Origin of the sequence: Pseudomonas sp. NBRC 111130, assembly GCF_001320485.1 — a bacterium.
Taxonomy (GTDB): Bacteria; Pseudomonadota; Gammaproteobacteria; order Pseudomonadales; family Pseudomonadaceae; genus Aquipseudomonas; species Aquipseudomonas vlassakiae.
This window is the reverse complement of record NZ_BCBG01000032.1, coordinates 45,420-63,248: the sequence shown is the minus strand read 5'-3', so window position 1 is coordinate 63,248 and position 17,829 is coordinate 45,420. Positions and strand designations below refer to the sequence as shown.

The following is a 17,829-nucleotide window of genomic DNA, read 5'->3' as shown; positions in this document are numbered from 1 at the left end:
TCCCATGTTGAACACCCTTCTACCCATCCTGCTGTTCGCTGCCCTTGGCCTGGCAGTGCTCGGCGCCCTGCGCCGGGTGCGCATGTGGCGCCGTGGCCGGCCGAGCAAGGTCAACCTGATCGGCGGCCTGCTGGCCATGCCGCGGCGTTACCTGGTCGACCTGCACCACGTGGTCGAGCGCGACAAGTACATGTCCAAGACCCACGTGGCCACTGCCGGTGGCTTCGTGCTGTCGGCTGCGCTGGCGATCCTGGTGCACGGCTTCGGCCTGCAGAGCAAGATCCTCGGCTACGCGCTGCTGGTGGCCACCGTGATCATGTTCACCGGCGCCATCTTCGTCTTCAAGCGCCGCCTGAACCCGCCTGCGCGCCTGTCCAAGGGCCCGTGGATGCGCCTGCCCAAGAGCCTGCTGGTATTCGCTGCCAGCTTCTTCATCGCCACCTTGCCGGTCGCCGGCATCCTGCCGGCCAATACCGGCGGCTGGGTGATGGTCGGCATTCTCGGCCTGGGTGTGCTGTGGGGCGTGTCGGAGCTGTTCTTCGGCATGACCTGGGGCGGCCCGATGAAACACGCCTTCGCCGGTGCCTTGCACCTGGCCTGGCACCGCCGTGCCGAGCGCTTCGGCGGCGGCCGCTCCACCGGCCTCAAGCCGCTCGACCTGGAAGACCCGAACGCGCCGCTGGGTGTGGAAAAGCCGGTGGATTTCACCTGGAACCAGCTGCTCGGCTTCGATGCCTGCGTGCAGTGCGGCAAATGTGAAGCCATGTGCCCGGCGTTCGCCGCCGGCCAGCCGCTGAACCCGAAAAAACTCATCCAGGACATGGTCATCGGCCTGGCCGGTGGCAGTGACGCCAACTTTGCCGGCAGCCCTTACCCAGGCAAGCCACTGGGTGAACACAGCGGCAACCCGCACCAGCCGATCGTCAACGGCTTGGTCGATGCCGAGACGCTGTGGTCGTGCACCACCTGCCGGGCCTGCGTCGAGGAATGCCCGATGATGATCGAGCACGTCGATGCCATCGTCGACATGCGCCGCCACCTGACCCTGGAAAAGGGCGCGACCCCGAACAAGGGCGCCGAGGTGCTGGAAAACCTGATCGCCACCGACAACCCTGGCGGCTTCGCCCCCGGCGGGCGAATGAACTGGGCGGCCGACCTCAACCTGCAGCTGCTGTCGGAGGTGAAGTCCACCGAGGTGCTGTTCTGGGTCGGTGACGGTGCCTTCGACATGCGTAACCAGCGCACCCTGCGTTCGTTCGTCAAGGTACTCAAGGCTTCCGGTGTGGACTTCGCCGTGCTCGGCCTGGAAGAGCGCGACAGCGGCGACGTGGCGCGCCGCCTGGGCGATGAAGCGACCTTCCAGCAACTGGCCAGGCGCAATATCCAGACCTTGGCCAAGTACAAGTTCCAGCGCATCGTCACCTGCGACCCGCACAGCTTCCACGTGCTGAAGAACGAGTACGGCGCGCTGGGCGGTGACTACCAGGTGCTGCACCACAGCACCTACATCGCCGAACTGATCGCGGCCAGGAAGTTGAACCTCGGCCAACACAAAGGTGGCAGCGTCACCTACCACGACCCGTGCTACCTGGGCCGTTACAACGGTGAATACGAAGCCCCGCGTGAAGTGCTCAAGGCGCTGGGTATCGAAGTGCGCGAAATGGCGCGTTCGGGCTTCCGTTCCCGGTGCTGCGGTGGTGGCGGCGGTGCGCCGATCACCGACATCCCTGGCAAACAGCGGATTCCGGACATGCGCATGGACGATATCCGCGAGACCGAGGCCGAGCTGGTGGCTGTGGGTTGCCCACAATGCACCGCGATGCTCGAAGGTGTGGTTGAACCGCGTCCCCAGATCAAGGACCTCGCCGAGCTGGTGGCGGATGTGCTGATCGAAGAGGAAGCTGCCGCGGCCCCAAAGTCGCCAACGGTTAAACGCGAACCTGCGGAGGTGCACTGATGAGCGAGATTATCCGCCGCGACCCACGCGCCGAGTGGATCGCCCGTAACCGTCTGCATCCGCTGCATGCGGCGATGCAGACGCAACAGACCCGCTGGATGGGGCCCAACGGCCTGATCCGCAAGAATCCCCATGCGCTTGCCGCAGGTTTCATCGGTCCGGCCGGGCTCAAGCGCATCGACCGCAGCGGTGCCCAGCAGGGCACTGGTGTCGGCGGGCGGCGTACGGCGGCAGCCGAAGTACAGCTGCCGCTGCACCAGGTTCCGGCGCCGGCGTTCTACATCGCCGTGGTACCGGACATGGTCGGTGGCCGCCTGAGCAGCCACGACCGCGACCTGCTGGGCCTGGCCCATGGCCTGGCCGGCAGCGACGGCGCAGTGCTGGCGGTGGTGTTTGGTGAACACAAGGAAAGCAACTTTTCCACAGCCGGTGTCGATCGCCTGCTGGTGCTCGATGGCGAGGCATTCGAAGGTTATGCACCAGAGCAACGGGTGCAGGGGCTGCGGGCTGTGGATAACCAGTTCGCTCCGCGTCACTGGCTGCTGCCCGATAGCCGCAGCGGCGGCGGCGAGCTGGGTCGGCGCCTCGGTGCGTCGCTCGGCGAGCGCCCGGCGACGCGTGTCTGGCAGGTCAAGGACGGCCAGTGCATCGGCCGCGCCGGCGCCGGCCAGCAAGACCTGCAACGTGCTGTGCCCCGCCTGATCCTGGGGGCGGCGGAGTGTGCCGAGCCGGTCAGCGAAACCCGTCACGAAGCGCTGCCGGTGGAGTTGTCCACAAGCGTGGTGCGTAGCCTGTCGCGCATCGAGGACCTGGGTGCGGTGGCGGTCGACCCGGCGACCATCGCCATGGCCGAGGCCGAATTCATCGTCTCGGGCGGCAACGGTGTCAAGGACTGGGACCTGTACCACAAGGCCACTGCGGCCCTCGGCGCCACCGAAGGCGCCTCGCGGGTGGCGGTGGACGACGGCTTCATGCCGCGCAACCGCCAGGTCGGTGCCACCGGCACCTGGGTGACTGCGCGGGTCTATGTGGCTGTGGGTATCTCTGGCGCGATCCAGCACCTGCAGGGCATCGGCGCCTGCGACAAGGTGGTGGCGATCAACATGGACCCGGGTTGCGACATGATCAAACGGGCCGACCTGTCGGTGATTGGCGACAGTTCGGCGATTCTCAAGGCACTGATCGAAGCTGTGGACAACTTCCGCAGCGGCGGCCAGCGCGACGCGGCTTAAGGGCACGAGCATGAGTACGAAAGTGATCAGCCTGGTTTCCATCGGTGCCCACCCCAGCTCCGGGCGAGCTCGCCGCGCCGAGCAGGACGCCCGCGCCGTGGAGCTGGGCCTGCAGCTGGCTGGGGGTAACTTGCAGGTGGTGCATGCCGGCGACCCACGGGAAGAGGCACTGCGCGCCTACCTGGGCATGGGCCTGGGCCATCTGGACGTGCTGGAACAGCCGGCAGGGGCCGATGTGCTGGGCGTGCTGGGTGATTACCTGCGCGATGCTGGCGCTCAGCTGGTGCTGACCGGCAGCCAGGCCGAGACCGGTGAAGGGTCGGGCATGCTGCCGTTCCTGCTGGCCGAGAAGCTCGGCTGGCCGCTGGTGGTAGGGCTGGCTGAAGTGGAGTCGATCGACAACGGCACTGCTCAGGTATTGCAGGCCTTGCCGCGCGGTCAGCGGCGTCGGCTTAAGGTGCGCCTGCCGTTGCTGGCGACTGTGGATAACGCAGCGCCCAAGCCACGCCAGAGCGCCTTCGGCCCGGCGCGCCGGGGTGTGCTGGCGGCGCGCAATGTGGCGATCGTCGAGGATGAACTGCTGGCTGACGCCGAGCTGCAACCGGCGCGGCCAAGGCCCAAGCGGCTCAAGGTGATCAAGGCCAAGAGCGGTGCCGACCGGATGAAGGCAGCCACGGCCAAGGCCAGTGGTGGCGGCGGCAAGGTGCTGAAGGATGTTTCTCCACAGGAAGGCGCCGAAGCCATTCTCAAGCTGCTGGTGGAGGAGGGTGTCTTGCGCTGAGCCTGACCGCACTTTTTTGTAGGAGCGGCCTTGTGTCGCGAAAGGGCTGCGCAGCGGCCCCAGGATGTCAGCGCAATTGCACATATTGCTGGGGCTGCTTTGCAGCCCTTTCGCGACACAAGGCCGCTCCTGCAAAAACAGCGGTTATTGCCGGACCACGTTGAACGCCCATTTCGCCAGCCTTTCGGTCACCGGCAGGAACGACACCCGCTCCCCCGCCGACAATCCCCCGTTCACCGCTGCACAACGCAACACCAGGTAGTTCCACGCTTGCCCCTCGGCGCGGATTACCCCCAATCCGTTGCCTTCATCGAACCATTTCACCGTCCCATTCAGGCGCCTGTGCATAAGTTATTCCTGAGTAGTGCCAAAATAGTGGCACCCACTGAAGCACAAGGGGCGATCTGGCGAAACTGGCAAAAATGTCAGGTGCAACGGAATTTTGCCCACGGAATCTGTTCGCCAAGGTGTGGATAAAGTGTTTGTGCTTCGCTGCAGGCCCCGAAGCCAAAGGGATTCAGGGTGTTGATCAAAGAACGTCCAACTCACTCGAAAATTGCTAAATCCATGATGAATTGGTGTTTTTTGTATTTATCCACAGGTCAGTTGCAGAGTTGTTCAGGAATTCTGTTTATCGACCTGTGGACAAGGTGTTCGATAATCTCTGTGGCCCTTTAAAACAAAGGGATTCAGGGCTTTGATCAATATTTGACCAGGTCGACCTGTCAGTTTTACCAGTATCCAGATGGGGTCGTCGGCTTCATTGTCGACATTACGAAAATCAGGGGCCGAGCGCTGAGCAATGAGACGATCCTGCTTGTTGGTGGCAGATATGCAGCGTGCGGCTCAGGGCGCTGTAGGTAACCAATGCTCGTATGAAAGGGCTTTCACTCCTTATGGATACGCGCCAATTGCACCTGGTCCGCTGACCGCGTTTGCTGGCCAACGTCTTGACCCTCTGACAGCGTGTTATCACCTTGGCAACGGCCACCGGCTATATGGGCCCGGCCTGATGCGTTTTCTCAGTCCCGATAATCTGAGTCCCTTTGGCCAGGGTGGACTCAATTCCTACGCCTATTGCGCTGGAAACCCCATCAACTACATCGACCCCTCTGGCAAGTTCTGGACTGTTCTGGGGTCAATCGAAATGACCAGATCCACATCAGTTGCAGCTTATGTCGGCCTCAACCTTGCTGCGTTGACGAGCAGAATCCAGAGCCGCTCGGCGCTTTGGGCCAGTCGACAGCTCATGGTCGAGTCTGCGTTGGTACTGACCGGAGTGGGCATGCTGTTCAGCGGCTCGCAAAGGTTGGAGCCAGTCGCCTTGGGCATGATAAGTCTTGGCAATGCATCGTCGATCATCAAGTCCGGAGTCACCATCGCAAGAAATTTGGCGGGTGGCTTGAGGCAGGTTGCGAGCGTAGCCGGGCAGAATGTCAGGTATGTATCCGGTTTTGACGCTTTGCCTGTACCGGCCCGGTCAGCGCCCACTTCACCACCTTCCCAAGTGCAACCGGCTCAGCAAGCTGCCGGGCCTGTCGTGATCAATTCCAACCAGCATGTGAGCATTGAGATGTCTGGACAGAATTCTCCAGAATCCGCCCGCAGCATCAGGAGCGGGAGACGGCACTCCACAGAAACACACGAAAATACCCGACTGTGATTTTCCATGGACGCGCGTACCTTCACTGTCTACGGTACTTTTCATGGCATGCCCAACTCGCGCCTGGCATTCTGCGGCGAATATCGAGACCCTTTGACTGGCCATTATCATCTTGGCCGCGGCCATCGTACCTACGACCCATTACTGATGAGATTCCATAGCGCTGATGCCCTGAGCCCCTTCGGTATAGGCGGCATCAATGCGTACAGCTATTGCTCCGGCGATCCTGTCAATCGAGTCGATCGCAATGGCGCATTCTCCTTACCGAACTCACTTTTCCTGACAGCCTTGGCAGAGGGTGCCCTCAACGTCATCGATGGGGTCTTGTCAGCGCTCAAGGTAGTCGTACAGGGGCGTTTGCAAAATGCCGCGCCTTCACTTACCCAGCAACTTCAGGTACTCGCCAAGACACACAAGGGTACTTTGAAAGTGACTGCATCGGCTTTGGTCTGGTCCGAACTAGGCAGTCCAAGCGTTCCATTGATAAAGGACAGTATCGTGGTGGGGGCTGCGGCCACCAGCCTCGGTGTCACGGAGCGCTTGCTGAATATCCAGCAGCATGCGGCTGTGGTGGTGCCCTATCTGTGGCAGTCACCAGCCCAGTTGCCCAGTGTAGCCGTTGAAGCACTGGGGATCCTGACAGGGGTAACCCCGGTGCTGACGGCAGGCAAAAATGTCATGCAGAGAATTCGTGGGAACGCGGTAGATCTGCCTGCTCGTGGATGAGCCAAGCACCAGGCAGCCAATCGCTTGCCTGCCTGGTTCGACCCTGTCTATTGCGCCTGCACTTCCTTCAGATACGGCGCCGGCTCCGCCCCGAGGTTGTTCAACACCCGCTGGCTGTACCAGTCAATGAAGTTGACCACACCAAACTCGTAAGTCTTCGAGTACGGCCCAGGCTGGTACGCAGTGGAGTTGATCCCGCGCTGGTTCTCTTCCGCCAGGCGGCGGTCCTGATCGTTGGTGGCGTCCCACACCTTGCGCATGTGCTCCGGGTCGTAGTCCACGCCTTCCACGGCATCCTTGTGCACCAGCCACTTGGTGGTGACCATGGTCTCCTGGGCGCTGATCGGCCACACGGTGAAGACGATCATGTGGTCGCCCATGCAGTGGTTCCACGAGTGCGGCAGGTGCAGGATGCGCATCGAGCCCAGGTCCGGGTTCTTGATGCGGCCCATCAGCTTCTGGCAGGCCTGCTTGCCGTCCATGGTCATCGACACGGTGCCCTTGAGCAGCGGCATGCGCACGATGCGGTTACGCAGGCCGTGGCTCTTGTGCAGGTACGGGATCTTCTCGGCTTCCCAGGCAGCGGCGGAGGCGGCCACGTGGTCCTTGAAGGCCTGGTCGGCGCGAGGGTCGTTGGTGTCGTCCCACTCCAGCAGGGTTTGCAGCAGTTCTGGGTGGGAACCGGAGCAGTGGTAGCACTCGCGGTTGTTTTCCAGCACCAGCTTCCAGTTGGCCTTTTCCATCAAGGTGGTCTGCACCGCCACCTTGGTGTTCTCCATGTCGTACGGTTCCATGTAGTGGTCCAGGGTGGCCAGGAACTCGTCGATAGCCGGTGGGTTTTCCGCCAGGCTGATGAAGATATAGCCGCCGGCCACCTTCACGTGCACAGGCTTGAGGCCGTATTGCTTCATGTCGAAATCGGCGCCCATTTCGGTGCCCGCGAACAGCAGGCGACCGTCCAGCTCATAGGTCCACTGGTGGTAGTGGCAGACCAGCTTGGCCACCTTGCCTTTGTCGCTCACGCACAAACGCGAACCGCGGTGGCGGCAGACGTTATGGAAGGCGTGTACCTTGCCTTCGGCACCCCGCACCACGAGGATCGGGTTCTTGCCGATCTGCAGCGTGATGTAGTTGCCCTTGGCCGGGATCTCGCAGGTCATGCCGGCGATCAGCCATTCCTTCTGGAAGATCTCCTGCATGTCGATCTGGAACAGACGCTCGTCGGTGTAGAACGGCTGGGGCAGCGAGTAGGTGCGCTCGCGGGTCTGCAGCATCTCGGCGGTGGCCTTGCGTGCAGGTTCCAGTGGATCGCCCAGGCTCAGGGTTGCGGTGACGTCCATCGTGTATTCCTCGGGGCCGTGCGCGGCCGGCTAAAGGTGGCTAATCGTTGTTGTGGTGCCGCAAGGCTGCTTTTCGCAAACAAACAGCTGGTTGTTTTGCCGTGGAGTGTGCGTCCGAAGGCGCCATGAACCGTATCCATGGGCGACATGGCCGATTTGAATTACGACGCGCCAGCCCTTGTAGCGCGGGGCTGGTCGCGATAAGCACGCCGATGTCGCTGGCAGGAATGTACGTCGCTCACGGCTTGCGCATTATCGGAGCCATAAAAAGGGCCATAGTCGGCCGCTGGAGATGAACATGTCCGATACCTTCCTCAATCCGGTCACCACCCAGACCTGGGCCAACGGCCGCCACATCGTGCGCTGCGTCAAGGTCATCCAGGAGACCTGGGACGTGCGCACCTTCTGCTTCATGGCCGACCAGCCGATCATGTTCTTCTTCAAGCCCGGGCAGTTCGTCACCCTGGAGCTGGAGATCGAAGGCAAGCCGGTGATGCGTTCGTACACCATTTCCAGTTCGCCGTCGGTGCCCTACAGCTTCTCGATCACGGTCAAGCGCGTACCGGGCGGGCTGGTGTCCAACTTCCTCCACGACACCATGCACGAAGGCGCCGAGCTGCCGGTGCATGGCCCGGTGGGGTTGTTCAACGCCATCGATTTCCCGGCGGGCAAGGTGCTGTACCTCTCCGGTGGCGTAGGCATCACCCCGGTGATGTCGATGGCGCGCTGGTTTTACGACACCAACGCCAACGTCGACATGGTGTTCGTGCACAGCGCCCGTTCGCCGAAGGACATCATCTACCACCGCGAGCTGGAACAGATGGCGTCGCGCATTCCCAACTTCAGCCTGCACATCATCTGCGAGAAGCATGGGCTGGGTGAGCCTTGGGCGGGCTACCGCGGTTACCTCAACCAGCGCCTGATGGAGCTGATCGCGCCGGACTACATGGAGCGCGTGGTGTTCTGCTGCGGCCCGACGCCGTACATGACCGCGGTCAAGCGCATGCTCGAAGCGGTCGGCTTCGACATGAAGAACTACCACGAGGAGTCGTTCGGCGCGACGCCCCCTGAGGCCAAGGCCGATGCCGTGGAACATGCCGAGCAGGCGGCCGACGCACCGGAAGTGGATGCATCGGACCTCAACCTGGTGGAGTTCATCGGCAGCGAGAAGAGCATTCGCGTCGCCCCGGGCGAGACCGTGCATGCAGCGGCAGCGAAGGTTGGCCTGATGATCCCGAAAGCCTGCGGCATGGGCATCTGCGGGACCTGCAAGGTGCTCAAGCTGGGCGGCGAAGTGGAGATGGAGCACAACGGCGGGATTACCGAGGACGACGAAGCCGAGGGCTACATCCTGTCGTGCTGCAGTGTGCCAAAGGGGGATGTGCGGATCGATTACTGATCCGAGATTGCCGGGGCTGCTTCGCAGCCCTTTCGCGACACAAGGCCGCTCCCACAGGTACTGCGCAGATTGAAGGCCTGCGCGGTACCTGTGGGAGCGGCCTTGTGTCGCGAAAGGGCCGCAAAGCGGCCCCGGCATTTTGAAGTCAGGTGCGGAACCGAGCCACCAGGCCATTGAGGTCCACCGCCAAACGCGACAGCTCGGCACTCGCTGCGCTGGTCTGATGCGCCCCGGTAGCACTCTGCACCGACAGGTCATTGATGTTCACCAGGTTGCGGTCTACTTCCCGCGCCACCTGCGCCTGCTCTTCCGCCGCGCTGGCGATCACCAGGTTGCGCTCGTTGATCTGCGCCACAGCCCCGGCAATGGTATCCAGAGCCATGCCCGCACCCTTGGCGATATTCAGCGTCGATTCGGCGCGCTCGGTGCTGGTGCGCATCGATTCCACCGCCTCTTCGGTACCGCCCTGAATGCTGCCGATCATGCGCTCGATCTCGCTGGTCGACTGCTGGGTGCGGTGCGCCAGCGCCCGCACTTCATCCGCCACCACGGCAAACCCCCGCCCGGCCTCACCGGCACGCGCCGCTTCGATCGCCGCGTTCAGCGCCAGCAGGTTGGTCTGGTCGGCCAGGCCGCGGATCACGTCGAGGACCTTGCCGATATCACGCGACTGTTCGGCCAGGTGGGTGATCAGCCTGGCGGTGGCCTGCACGTCGCCGCTCATGCGCTCGATGGCACCCACGGTTTCCATGACCAGGTCACGACCGTCGCCGGCCGAGCGGCTGGCTTCGCTTGAAGCCTCCGAAGTGCTGACCGCATTGCGCGCCACTTCTTCCACGGCGCTGGTCATCTCGGTAACGGCGGTGGCCGCCTGTTCGATTTCATTGTTCTGCTGCTGCAGGCCGCGGGCGCTTTCGTCGGTGACGCAGTTCAGTTCCTCGGCTGCGGAGGCCAGCTGGGTGGCGGAACCGGCGATCAGTTGCAGAGTGTCGCGCAGCTTGTCCTGCATGCGCGCCATGGCGCGCTGCAGACGGGCTGCTTCGTCGGTACCTTCGGCGCGGATGACTTTTGTCAGGTCGCCGTCGGCCACCTGCTCGGCGGCCTGCAGCGCTTCTTCGATCGGCTTGACGATGCTGCGGGTCAGCAGGAAGGCACAGAGGAAGGTCAGCGCCGTGGCGGCAATCAACAGGCCGATCACCAGGGCGAACGCAGTGTCGTACTGCTGGGCGGCGGTTGCGTTGGTGGCGCGGGTCTGCTCGGTGTTGATCTGGACCAGGGTCTCCATGACCTTGTTGATCTGCTCGGAATTGGCCAGCAGGTCGCGGTTGAGCAAGTCACGCAATTCGTCGAGGCGGTCGGCCTGGCTCAGGCTGCGCATGCGTGACTCGAGCTGTCGGTACTGGTTGAGCAGCTGGGTGTACTGCTCGAAGGCGGCACGCTCGTCGGCTGCCGTGATCATTGGCAGGTAGGCCTGCCGGGCACGGTCGATCTGGGCGTTGCGCTGGTCCAGCAGGTTGAGGGTGTCGCGCTGGGTTTCTGCTTCGCGGTTGAGCAGCAGCCGGTAGGACAATGAGCGCAGGCGCAGGTTGAGCGCAGCCAGTTCGTCGAGCGTCTTGATGCTGGGCACGCTGTTGACTTCAATGGTTACGCCGGCCTGTCGGATGTTGCCCATCTGCATCAGCGAGAAGATACCGAGGCCGAGCATGAGCGCGCCGATCAGAGCGAACCCGAGCAACGCGCGCGGTGCAATGTTCATGTTGCGTAGTGACATGGAGAGAGTCCAGGCTGGGTGGGGTGGCGCGGTCCATGCGACGGAATATGACCTACCTGTCTATCGGTCGTGACTGAACAGTCTTGAGGATGACCACATGAAACTTTTCAGCTCGCTGGCCCTTTACCTGACCGGCGGTTGATCCAGGTCGGAACAAGGGGCCAGATACCCTGTCAATCTGCGGGTTAGAAACCTTGAGAATCCGATATTTAATGGCGGGGGCTCACGCTTTTCTTTATCGTGTGCGCCCTTTGCAACAACCCGAGATAGACCCATGCTGGAAGCCTCCCTGAATCAACTCGAGCAACTGGTCAGCGACCTGATGCAGAAAAACGCTCAACTCACCGAGCAGAACACCGCCCTCGACCAGGCACTGGCCCAGGCCAAGGAAGAAAACGAAACCCTGCAACTGTCGCTGATGGAGCAGGAAGAGAAGCACGGCGCCACCGCCGCGCGCATCCAGGCGCTGGTTGAACGCGCCAGCGCTGGCGTCGTCGGCGCATGAGACTGCAAGCGCAGCCGATCAATGTCGTGTCGATTCTTGGCAGCGACTATTCGATCAAGGCGCCCGCAGGCCAGGAAGAAACCTTGGCCCAGGCCGTGCGGATGCTAAACACCGCGCTGAGCGAGACCAAACGCCAGTACCCGACCCTGATCGGCGACAAGTTGCTGGTGCTGGCCGCGCTGAACCTGTGTTCCAAGCAGGTCGAACTGCAAAAGGAACATCAGCAGACCCTCGAGCGCACCCAGGCGCAGATCGACGCCACGGTGGACGCCATCGTCAAGACTATTGCTGAGTCCTGATCGAATGCTGGGGGGCGCGTTGCGCCCCTTTCCGACCGGTCCGGCGCCCGGGCAAGGCCGCTCCTGCAACGCAAACGCGATCTCCTGTAGGAGCGGCCTTGTGTCGCGAAAGGACTGCAAAGCAGTCCCATTGTTCCAGATCACTGGATTAACTGAATACGCAAGTGTATACACTTCCCGCAAAACAATAATGAGCGGGGAACAGGGCATGCGTATCTGGCGTAAAAGCATCCAGTGGCAATTGATTGCAAGCATGGGTGCCGCCCTGCTGGCGAGCATCCTGGTGGTGGTGATCATCTTCACGGTGGCACTCAACCGCCTGACCGAACGTTACCTGGTCGACACCGCATTGCCGGCCAGCATCGAAGCCATCCGCAACGACATCGAGCGCATGCTCGGCCAGCCTCTGGTGGCTGCAGCCGACATTGCCGGTAATACGCTGCTGCGCGATTGGCTTGCCGCTGGCGAAAACCCCGCTCAAACCCCGCAATTCCTCGAATACCTGCAGGCTGCCAAGCAACGCAACCATGCGTTCACCACGCTGTTCGCCTCGACCGAAACGGGCAACTACTACAACGAGAATGGCCTGGACCGCATCCTCAGTCGCGGCAACCCCAATGACAAATGGTTCTACGGCTACATCGACAGCGGCGCCGAACGCCTGGTGAATATCGACATCGATCACGCCACGGGTGAGCTGGCGTTGTTCATCGACTACCGCGTGGAAAAGGCCGGCAAGCTGGTCGGCGTAGCCGGCATGGGCCTGCGCATGACCGAACTGTCGAAACTCATTCACGACTTCAGTTTCGGCGAGCACGGCAAAGTCTTCCTGGTGCGCAATGACGGCCTGATCCAGGTGCATCCGGACGCGGCCTTCAGCGGCAAGCGTCAGCTCGCCGAACAACTCGGCGCAGAAGCTGCCAAGGTGGTGATGACCGGTGGTGAAGGCTTGCGCAGTAGCCGCTTCAACCGCGACGGTGAAAGCTACCTGGCGCTCGGCCTGCCTCTGCGCGACCTCAACTGGACCCTGGTGGCCGAGGTTCCGGAGCAGGAAATTTACGCGCAGATGCACCAGACAGTGGGGCTGACCAGCCTGATCGGCGGCAGCGTGGCCCTTGTGTCGCTGCTGCTGGTGGTGCTGCTGGCGCGTGGCCTGGTGCGGCCGATCCGCCGCGTCACCGCCGCGCTGGTACAGATCGGCAGTGGCGGTGGCGACCTCAGCCACCGGCTGGACGATGCCCGTCAGGATGAGCTGGGCGATCTGGCCCGTGGCTTCAATCGCTTCCTCGACAGCCAGCGTGGCCTGATCGGTGAAGTGTTGCGCACCAGCGAGCGCCTGCACCAGTCAGTAGAGCAAGTGACCCAGGTGGTGAATAACACTGCCGAGCGCTCCGGCCGGCAGCAGGAAATGACCGAGATGGTCGCCACCGCCGTGCACGAGATGGGCCTGACTGTACAGGACATCGCCCGCAATGCTGGCGATGCGGCGCAGGCATCGCAATCGGCGCGGGATGAGGCGCTGCAGGCGCGCGAAGTGGTGCGGCGCTCGATCCAGGGCATCGAGGGCATGTCCGGGGATATCGGCAAGGCTGCCGATGCGGTCAGCCAGTTGGCCGATGAAGTCGCCTCGATCGATCAGGTGTTGGCGGTGATTCGCAGTATTTCCGAACAGACCAACCTGTTGGCGCTGAACGCTGCCATCGAGGCGGCCAGGGCAGGGGAGATGGGCCGTGGGTTTGCCGTGGTGGCTGACGAAGTGCGGACGTTGGCCCGGCGTACACAGCTGTCCACCGATGAAGTGCAGCAGATGATCCAGCGCCTCAAGCAGGGGGCGGGTTCTGCCGTGAGTTCGATGCAGGCGGGGCAGCAGGCGACTGGCAGTGGTGTGGCATCCAGCCAGCGTACTGGCGCGTCTTTGGGCGCGATTACCGACCAGGTCGAGCACATCAGCGACATGAACCACCAGGTGGCCACGGCGACCGAAGAGCAGTCGGCGGTGACCGAAGAGATCAACCGCACGGTGCAGGGGATTTCTGATTTGGCCCGGGAGACGGCGGCCGAGGTGCAAGGGTGTCGGGAGGAGTGCCAGGCGCTGCGTGGCCTGGCTGATGACCTGGCGCGGCAGATGGGTGGGTTCAAGCTCTAGATTGCCGGGGCCGCTTCGCGGCCCTTTCGCGACACAAGGCCGCTCCTACAGGTAATGCGTTCCCCTGTAGGAGCGGCCTTGTGTCGCGAAAGGAGGGCGAAGCCCTCCCGGCAATCTGTCAGGCGGTGATGATGCTGCGGATATCCGCCGCCAGTTCACGCACACGCTCTTGCTCGGTATCCCACGAGCACATGAACCGCGCCCCACCGCTACCAATGAAGGTATAGAACCGCCAGCCCCTGCTGCGCAGCGCTTCAATGGCAGGCTCCGGCATCTGCAGGAACACCCCGTTCGCCTCCACCGGGAACATCAGCTCGACCCCCGGCAGGTCACTCACCAGCGAGGCCAGCAACTGCGCGCAATGGTTGGCGTGATTGCCATGGCGCAACCAGGCGCCATTTTCCAGCAACCCGACCCACGGCGCCGACAAGAAGCGCATCTTCGACGCCAGCTGCCCGGCCTGCTTGCAGCGGTAGTCGAAGTCCTCGGCCAGCTGGCGGTTGAAGAACAGGATCGCCTCGCCCACCGCCATGCCGTTCTTGGTGCCGCCAAAGCACAGCACATCGACGCCAGCCTTCCAGGTCAGCTCGGCCGGGCTGCAGCCAAGGAATGCGCAGGCATTGGTGAAGCGCGCGCCGTCCATGTGCAGGTTCAGGCCAAGCTCCTTGCAGGTGGCGCTGATCGCCCTGAGCTCGTCGGGGCGGTAGACGGTGCCGACTTCGGTGGCTTGGGTGATGGTGACCACGCGTGGCTTGGGGTAGTGGATGTCCTGGCGCTTGAGCGCCACTTCGCGGATCGACTCGGGCGTCAGCTTGCCATTGACGCTGGGCGCGGTCAGCAGCTTGGAGCCGTTGGAAAAGAACTCTGGCGCGCCGCATTCGTCGGTTTCGACGTGGGCGGTCTCGGAGCAGATCACGCTGTGGTAGCTCTGGCACAGCGAGGCCAGGGCCAGGGAGTTGGCGGCGGTGCCGTTGAAGGCGAAGAACACCTCGCAGTCGGTTTCGAACAGGTTGCGGAAGTACTCCGATGCACGCTCGGTCCACTGGTCGTCGCCGTAGGCGCGGTCGTGACCTTGGTTGGCCTTTTCCATTGCCGCCCAGGCTTCGGGGCAGATGCCGGAATAGTTGTCGCTGGCGAATTGTTGGCTCTTGTCTGTCATGGCACTGTCCTGTGAACGACGCAGAACAGCACTCTAAACCATCGATTCAGCGGTTGCCTATACAACCCGTGCGCGACTTGATTTTGCCTGTGCCGGCCCCTTCGCGGGCACGCCCGCTCCCACAGGGTATCCATTGTCATCAAGGTTGGCGCAAAACCTGTGGTAGCGGGCGTGCCCGCGAAGAGGCCAACACCACAACCAATGTCGTAAACGCGCCATTGCAAGGCGTGCGCAGGCATCTGACCCGCCCCGCCCAGTCATAACATCGCCACAAAGGGCCACAGTGCCCCACGACAAAAAACGATCGCTGCCGGGAGATACACGATGTTCAGCAAGCAAGACCAGATCCAGGGTTATGACGATGCACTGCTGGCGGCGATGAATGCCGAAGAACAGCGCCAGGAGGACCACATCGAGCTGATCGCCTCGGAAAACTACACCTCCAAGCGCGTGATGCAGGCCCAAGGCAGCGGCCTGACCAACAAGTACGCCGAAGGCTACCCGGGCAAGCGCTACTACGGCGGCTGCGAGCACGTCGACAAGGTCGAGGCCCTGGCCATCGAGCGCGCCAAGCAGCTGTTCGGCGCCGACTACGCCAACGTCCAGCCGCACTCCGGTTCTTCGGCCAACGGCGCGGTCTACCTGGCCCTGCTGCAGGCCGGCGACACTATCCTCGGCATGAGCCTGGCCCACGGCGGCCACCTGACCCACGGCGCCAAGGTGTCGTCCTCGGGCAAGCTGTACAACGCTGTGCAGTACGGCATCGACACCACTACCGGCCTGATCGACTACGACGAAGTCGAGCGCCTGGCTGTCGAGCACAAGCCGAAGATGATCGTTGCCGGCTTCTCGGCCTACTCCAAGACCCTCGACTTCCCACGCTTCCGCGCCATTGCCGACAAGGTGGGTGCCTACCTGTTCGTCGACATGGCCCACGTTGCAGGCCTGGTTGCCGCAGGCCTGTACCCGAACCCGATCCCGTTCGCCGATGTGGTCACCACCACCACCCACAAGACCCTGCGCGGTCCACGTGGCGGCCTGATCCTGGCCAAGTCCAACGAAGAGATCGAAAAGAAACTCAACGCTGCCGTATTCCCGGGCGCCCAGGGCGGCCCGCTGATGCACGTGATCGCTGCCAAGGCCGTGTGCTTCAAGGAAGCGCTGGAACCTGAGTTCAAGAGCTACCAGAAACAAGTGATCGAGAACGCCCAGGCCATGGCCCAGGTATTCGTCGATCGCGGCTACGACGTGGTCTCCGGTGGCACCGACAACCACCTGTTCCTGGTCAGCCTGATCCGCCAGGGCCTGACCGGCAAAGATGCCGACGCCGCCCTGGGCCGCGCGCACATCACCGTCAACAAGAACGCCGTGCCGAACGACCCGCAGTCGCCATTCGTCACCTCCGGCCTGCGCATCGGTACCCCGGCAGTGACCACCCGCGGCTTCAAGGTTGCGCAATGTGTCGCCCTGGCCGGCTGGATCTGCGACATCCTCGACAATCTCGGTGACGCCGACGTCGAAGCCGATGTGGCGAAGAACGTCGCGGCGCTGTGCGCTGACTTCCCTGTTTACCGCTGAGTGGAGTAAACGAACATGCAACGCTACTCGGGCTTCGGCCTTTTCAAACACTCCCTCAGCCACCACGAAAACTGGCAGCGCATGTGGCGCACGCCGACCCCTAAAAAGGTCTACGACGTGGTCATCGTCGGCGGTGGCGGCCATGGCCTGGCCACGGCCTACTACCTGGCCAAGGAACACGGCATCACCAACGTTGCGGTGATCGAAAAGGGTTACCTGGGTGGCGGCAACACCGCCCGTAACACCACCATCGTGCGTTCCAACTACCTGTGGGACGAGTCGGCGCACCTGTACGAGCACGCCATGAAGCTGTGGGAGGGCCTGTCCCAGGACCTCAACTACAACGTGATGTTCTCCCAGCGTGGCGTCTACAACCTGTGCCACACCCTGCAGGACATGCGTGACTCCGAGCGCCGCGTCTCCGCCAACCGCCTCAACGGCGTCGATGGCGAGCTGCTCAACACGGCCCAGGTCGCGGCTGAAATCCCGTACCTGGACTGCTCGAAGAACACCCGCTACCCGATCCTCGGCGCCACCGTTCAGCGCCGTGGCGGTGTAGCCCGTCACGATGCCGTGGCCTGGGGCTTCGCCCGTGCCGCCGATGCCTTGGGCGTGGACCTGATCCAGCAGACCGAAGTGATCGGCTTCCGCAAGGAAAACGGCGCGGTCATCGGCGTGGAAACCAACAAAGGCTTCATCGGCGCCAAGCGCGTCGGCGTGGTCACCGCCGGTAACTCCGGGCACATGGCCAAGCTGGCCGGCTTCCGCCTGCCGCTGGAATCGCACCCACTGCAGGCGCTGGTCTCCGAGCCGATCAAGCCGATCATCGACAGCGTGATCATGTCCAACGCCGTGCACGGCTACATCAGCCAGTCCGACAAGGGCGACCTGGTGATCGGCGCCGGTATCGACGGCTGGGTCGGCTACGGCCAGCGCGGTTCGTACCCGGTGATCGAGCACACCCTGCAGGCCATCGTCGAGATGTTCCCCAACCTCTCGCGTGTTCGCATGAACCGCCAGTGGGGCGGCATCGTCGATACCTCGCCAGACGCCTGCCCGATCATCACCAAGACGCCGGTCAAGAACATGTTCTTCAACTGCGGTTGGGGGACTGGCGGCTTCAAGGCGACCCCGGGTTCGGGCAACGTCTTCGCCGCGAGCCTGGCCAAAGGCGAAATGCACCCATTGGCCGCGCCGTTCTCCATGGACCGCTTCTACAACGGCGCACTGATCGACGAACACGGCGCCGCCGCCGTCGCCCACTAACCGGAGC

Annotated in this window: 15 protein-coding genes and 1 pseudogene; 11 read left to right on the top strand and 5 right to left on the bottom strand. The window is 62.9% G+C overall.

What is annotated here, in order from left to right; genetic code table 11:
- Positions 1-4: 4 nt before the first annotated feature.
- The 3 genes from dgcB to APH33_RS15795 are packed head-to-tail and all read left to right on the top strand — an operon-like array spanning position 5 to position 3,970.
- A complete protein-coding gene (dgcB, locus tag APH33_RS15805; RefSeq protein WP_054886045.1) occupies positions 5-1,957 on the top strand; it encodes a dimethylglycine demethylation protein DgcB in 1,953 nt (650 codons plus the stop codon).
- Entirely contained in the window at positions 1,957-3,189 is a 1,233-nt protein-coding gene (locus APH33_RS15800) for an electron transfer flavoprotein subunit alpha/FixB family protein (RefSeq protein WP_054886044.1), read from the top strand. The genes dgcB and APH33_RS15800 overlap by 1 nt, the downstream gene beginning before the upstream one ends.
- A 10-nt stretch (positions 3,190-3,199) precedes the next feature.
- The gene (locus tag APH33_RS15795) at positions 3,200-3,970 is read left to right on the top strand and encodes an electron transfer flavoprotein subunit beta (RefSeq protein ID WP_054886043.1); all 771 of its coding nucleotides are present in this window, start codon (positions 3,200-3,202) and stop codon (positions 3,968-3,970) included.
- Between the two features lie 144 nt (positions 3,971-4,114).
- Here APH33_RS15795 and APH33_RS15790 read toward each other — a convergent pair whose 3' ends face one another.
- Entirely contained in the window at positions 4,115-4,318 is a 204-nt protein-coding gene (locus APH33_RS15790; protein WP_054886042.1) for a hypothetical protein, read from the bottom strand.
- Positions 4,319-4,772: 454 nt separating this feature from the next.
- On the opposite strand from APH33_RS15790, the gene APH33_RS26685 reads away from it, so the two are divergent.
- Both APH33_RS26685 and APH33_RS15780 read left to right on the top strand, forming a co-directional pair.
- A complete protein-coding gene (locus APH33_RS26685) occupies positions 4,773-5,633 on the top strand; it encodes an RHS repeat-associated core domain-containing protein (RefSeq protein WP_082433619.1) in 861 nt (286 codons plus the stop codon).
- A gap of 6 nt (positions 5,634-5,639) precedes the next feature.
- A complete protein-coding gene (locus APH33_RS15780) occupies positions 5,640-6,359 on the top strand; it encodes an RHS repeat-associated core domain-containing protein (protein ID WP_082433618.1) in 720 nt (239 codons plus the stop codon).
- 47 nt (positions 6,360-6,406) lie between these two features.
- On the opposite strand, the gene gbcA is transcribed toward APH33_RS15780, so the two are convergent.
- The gene (gbcA, locus tag APH33_RS15775) at positions 6,407-7,699 is read right to left on the bottom strand and encodes a glycine-betaine demethylase subunit GbcA (RefSeq protein WP_054886039.1); all 1,293 of its coding nucleotides are present in this window, start codon (positions 7,697-7,699) and stop codon (positions 6,407-6,409) included.
- Positions 7,700-7,997: 298 nt separating this feature from the next.
- Between gbcA and gbcB the strand changes: the two genes are divergently transcribed.
- Positions 7,998-9,098 carry a glycine-betaine demethylase subunit GbcB gene (gene gbcB / locus APH33_RS15770; protein ID WP_054886038.1) on the top strand — a complete coding sequence of 367 codons (1,101 nt, stop codon included), beginning with the start codon at positions 7,998-8,000 and terminating at the stop codon, positions 9,096-9,098.
- A 145-nt stretch (positions 9,099-9,243) separates the two neighbouring features.
- On the opposite strand, the gene APH33_RS27980 is transcribed toward gbcB, so the two are convergent.
- Entirely contained in the window at positions 9,244-10,107 is an 864-nt protein-coding gene (locus APH33_RS27980; RefSeq protein ID WP_371263254.1) for a methyl-accepting chemotaxis protein, read from the bottom strand.
- Positions 10,099-10,854, bottom strand: a pseudogene (locus APH33_RS27975) (MCP four helix bundle domain-containing protein); the annotation flags it as partial. The gene APH33_RS27980 and the pseudogene APH33_RS27975, both read right to left, overlap by 9 nt.
- A gap of 289 nt (positions 10,855-11,143) precedes the next feature.
- Here APH33_RS27975 and APH33_RS15760 point away from each other — a divergent pair.
- The 3 genes from APH33_RS15760 to APH33_RS15750 all read left to right on the top strand — a co-directional run bounded on the left by APH33_RS15760 (position 11,144) and on the right by APH33_RS15750 (position 13,819).
- A complete protein-coding gene (locus APH33_RS15760; RefSeq protein WP_054886036.1) occupies positions 11,144-11,374 on the top strand; it encodes a hypothetical protein in 231 nt (76 codons plus the stop codon).
- Positions 11,371-11,673 (top strand): cell division protein ZapA, encoded by a 303-nt coding sequence (locus APH33_RS15755; protein ID WP_054886035.1) that lies wholly within the window; start codon positions 11,371-11,373, stop codon positions 11,671-11,673. The genes APH33_RS15760 and APH33_RS15755 overlap by 4 nt, the downstream gene beginning before the upstream one ends.
- A 208-nt stretch (positions 11,674-11,881) precedes the next feature.
- Entirely contained in the window at positions 11,882-13,819 is a 1,938-nt protein-coding gene (locus APH33_RS15750) for a methyl-accepting chemotaxis protein (RefSeq protein ID WP_054886034.1), read from the top strand.
- A 118-nt stretch (positions 13,820-13,937) separates the two neighbouring features.
- Here APH33_RS15750 and APH33_RS15745 read toward each other — a convergent pair whose 3' ends face one another.
- On the bottom strand, positions 13,938-14,978 hold the full coding sequence (locus APH33_RS15745; protein WP_054886033.1) for a low specificity L-threonine aldolase: 1,041 nt from the start codon (positions 14,976-14,978) through the stop codon (positions 13,938-13,940).
- Positions 14,979-15,302: 324 nt separating this feature from the next.
- On the opposite strand from APH33_RS15745, the gene APH33_RS15740 reads away from it, so the two are divergent.
- Both APH33_RS15740 and APH33_RS15735 read left to right on the top strand, forming a co-directional pair.
- Positions 15,303-16,556 carry a serine hydroxymethyltransferase gene (locus APH33_RS15740; protein WP_054886032.1) on the top strand — a complete coding sequence of 418 codons (1,254 nt, stop codon included), beginning with the start codon at positions 15,303-15,305 and terminating at the stop codon, positions 16,554-16,556.
- Between the two features lie 15 nt (positions 16,557-16,571).
- Positions 16,572-17,822, top strand: a complete 1,251-nt coding sequence (locus APH33_RS15735) for a sarcosine oxidase subunit beta family protein (RefSeq protein ID WP_003255680.1) — start codon at positions 16,572-16,574, stop codon at positions 17,820-17,822.
- Positions 17,823-17,829: the final 7 nt, after the last annotated feature.

Coding starts and splice junctions, on each gene's coding strand:
- APH33_RS15800 (WP_054886044.1), top strand. CDS start 1,957: ATGAGCGAGATTATCCGCCGCGACCCACGCGCCGAGTGGATCGCCCGT.
- APH33_RS26685 (WP_082433619.1), top strand. CDS start 4,773: ATGAGACGATCCTGCTTGTTGGTGGCAGATATGCAGCGTGCGGCTCAG.
- gbcA (WP_054886039.1), bottom strand. CDS start 7,699: ATGGACGTCACCGCAACCCTGAGCCTGGGCGATCCACTGGAACCTGCA.
- APH33_RS15760 (WP_054886036.1), top strand. CDS start 11,144: ATGCTGGAAGCCTCCCTGAATCAACTCGAGCAACTGGTCAGCGACCTG.
- APH33_RS27980 (WP_371263254.1), bottom strand. CDS start 10,107: ATGCAGGACAAGCTGCGCGACACTCTGCAACTGATCGCCGGTTCCGCC.
- APH33_RS15755 (WP_054886035.1), top strand. CDS start 11,371: ATGAGACTGCAAGCGCAGCCGATCAATGTCGTGTCGATTCTTGGCAGC.
- APH33_RS15750 (WP_054886034.1), top strand. CDS start 11,882: ATGCGTATCTGGCGTAAAAGCATCCAGTGGCAATTGATTGCAAGCATG.
- gbcB (WP_054886038.1), top strand. CDS start 7,998: ATGTCCGATACCTTCCTCAATCCGGTCACCACCCAGACCTGGGCCAAC.
- APH33_RS15790 (WP_054886042.1), bottom strand. CDS start 4,318: ATGCACAGGCGCCTGAATGGGACGGTGAAATGGTTCGATGAAGGCAAC.
- APH33_RS15745 (WP_054886033.1), bottom strand. CDS start 14,978: ATGACAGACAAGAGCCAACAATTCGCCAGCGACAACTATTCCGGCATC.
- dgcB (WP_054886045.1), top strand. CDS start 5: ATGTTGAACACCCTTCTACCCATCCTGCTGTTCGCTGCCCTTGGCCTG.
- APH33_RS15795 (WP_054886043.1), top strand. CDS start 3,200: ATGAGTACGAAAGTGATCAGCCTGGTTTCCATCGGTGCCCACCCCAGC.
- APH33_RS15780 (WP_082433618.1), top strand. CDS start 5,640: ATGGACGCGCGTACCTTCACTGTCTACGGTACTTTTCATGGCATGCCC.
- APH33_RS15740 (WP_054886032.1), top strand. CDS start 15,303: ATGTTCAGCAAGCAAGACCAGATCCAGGGTTATGACGATGCACTGCTG.
- APH33_RS15735 (WP_003255680.1), top strand. CDS start 16,572: ATGCAACGCTACTCGGGCTTCGGCCTTTTCAAACACTCCCTCAGCCAC.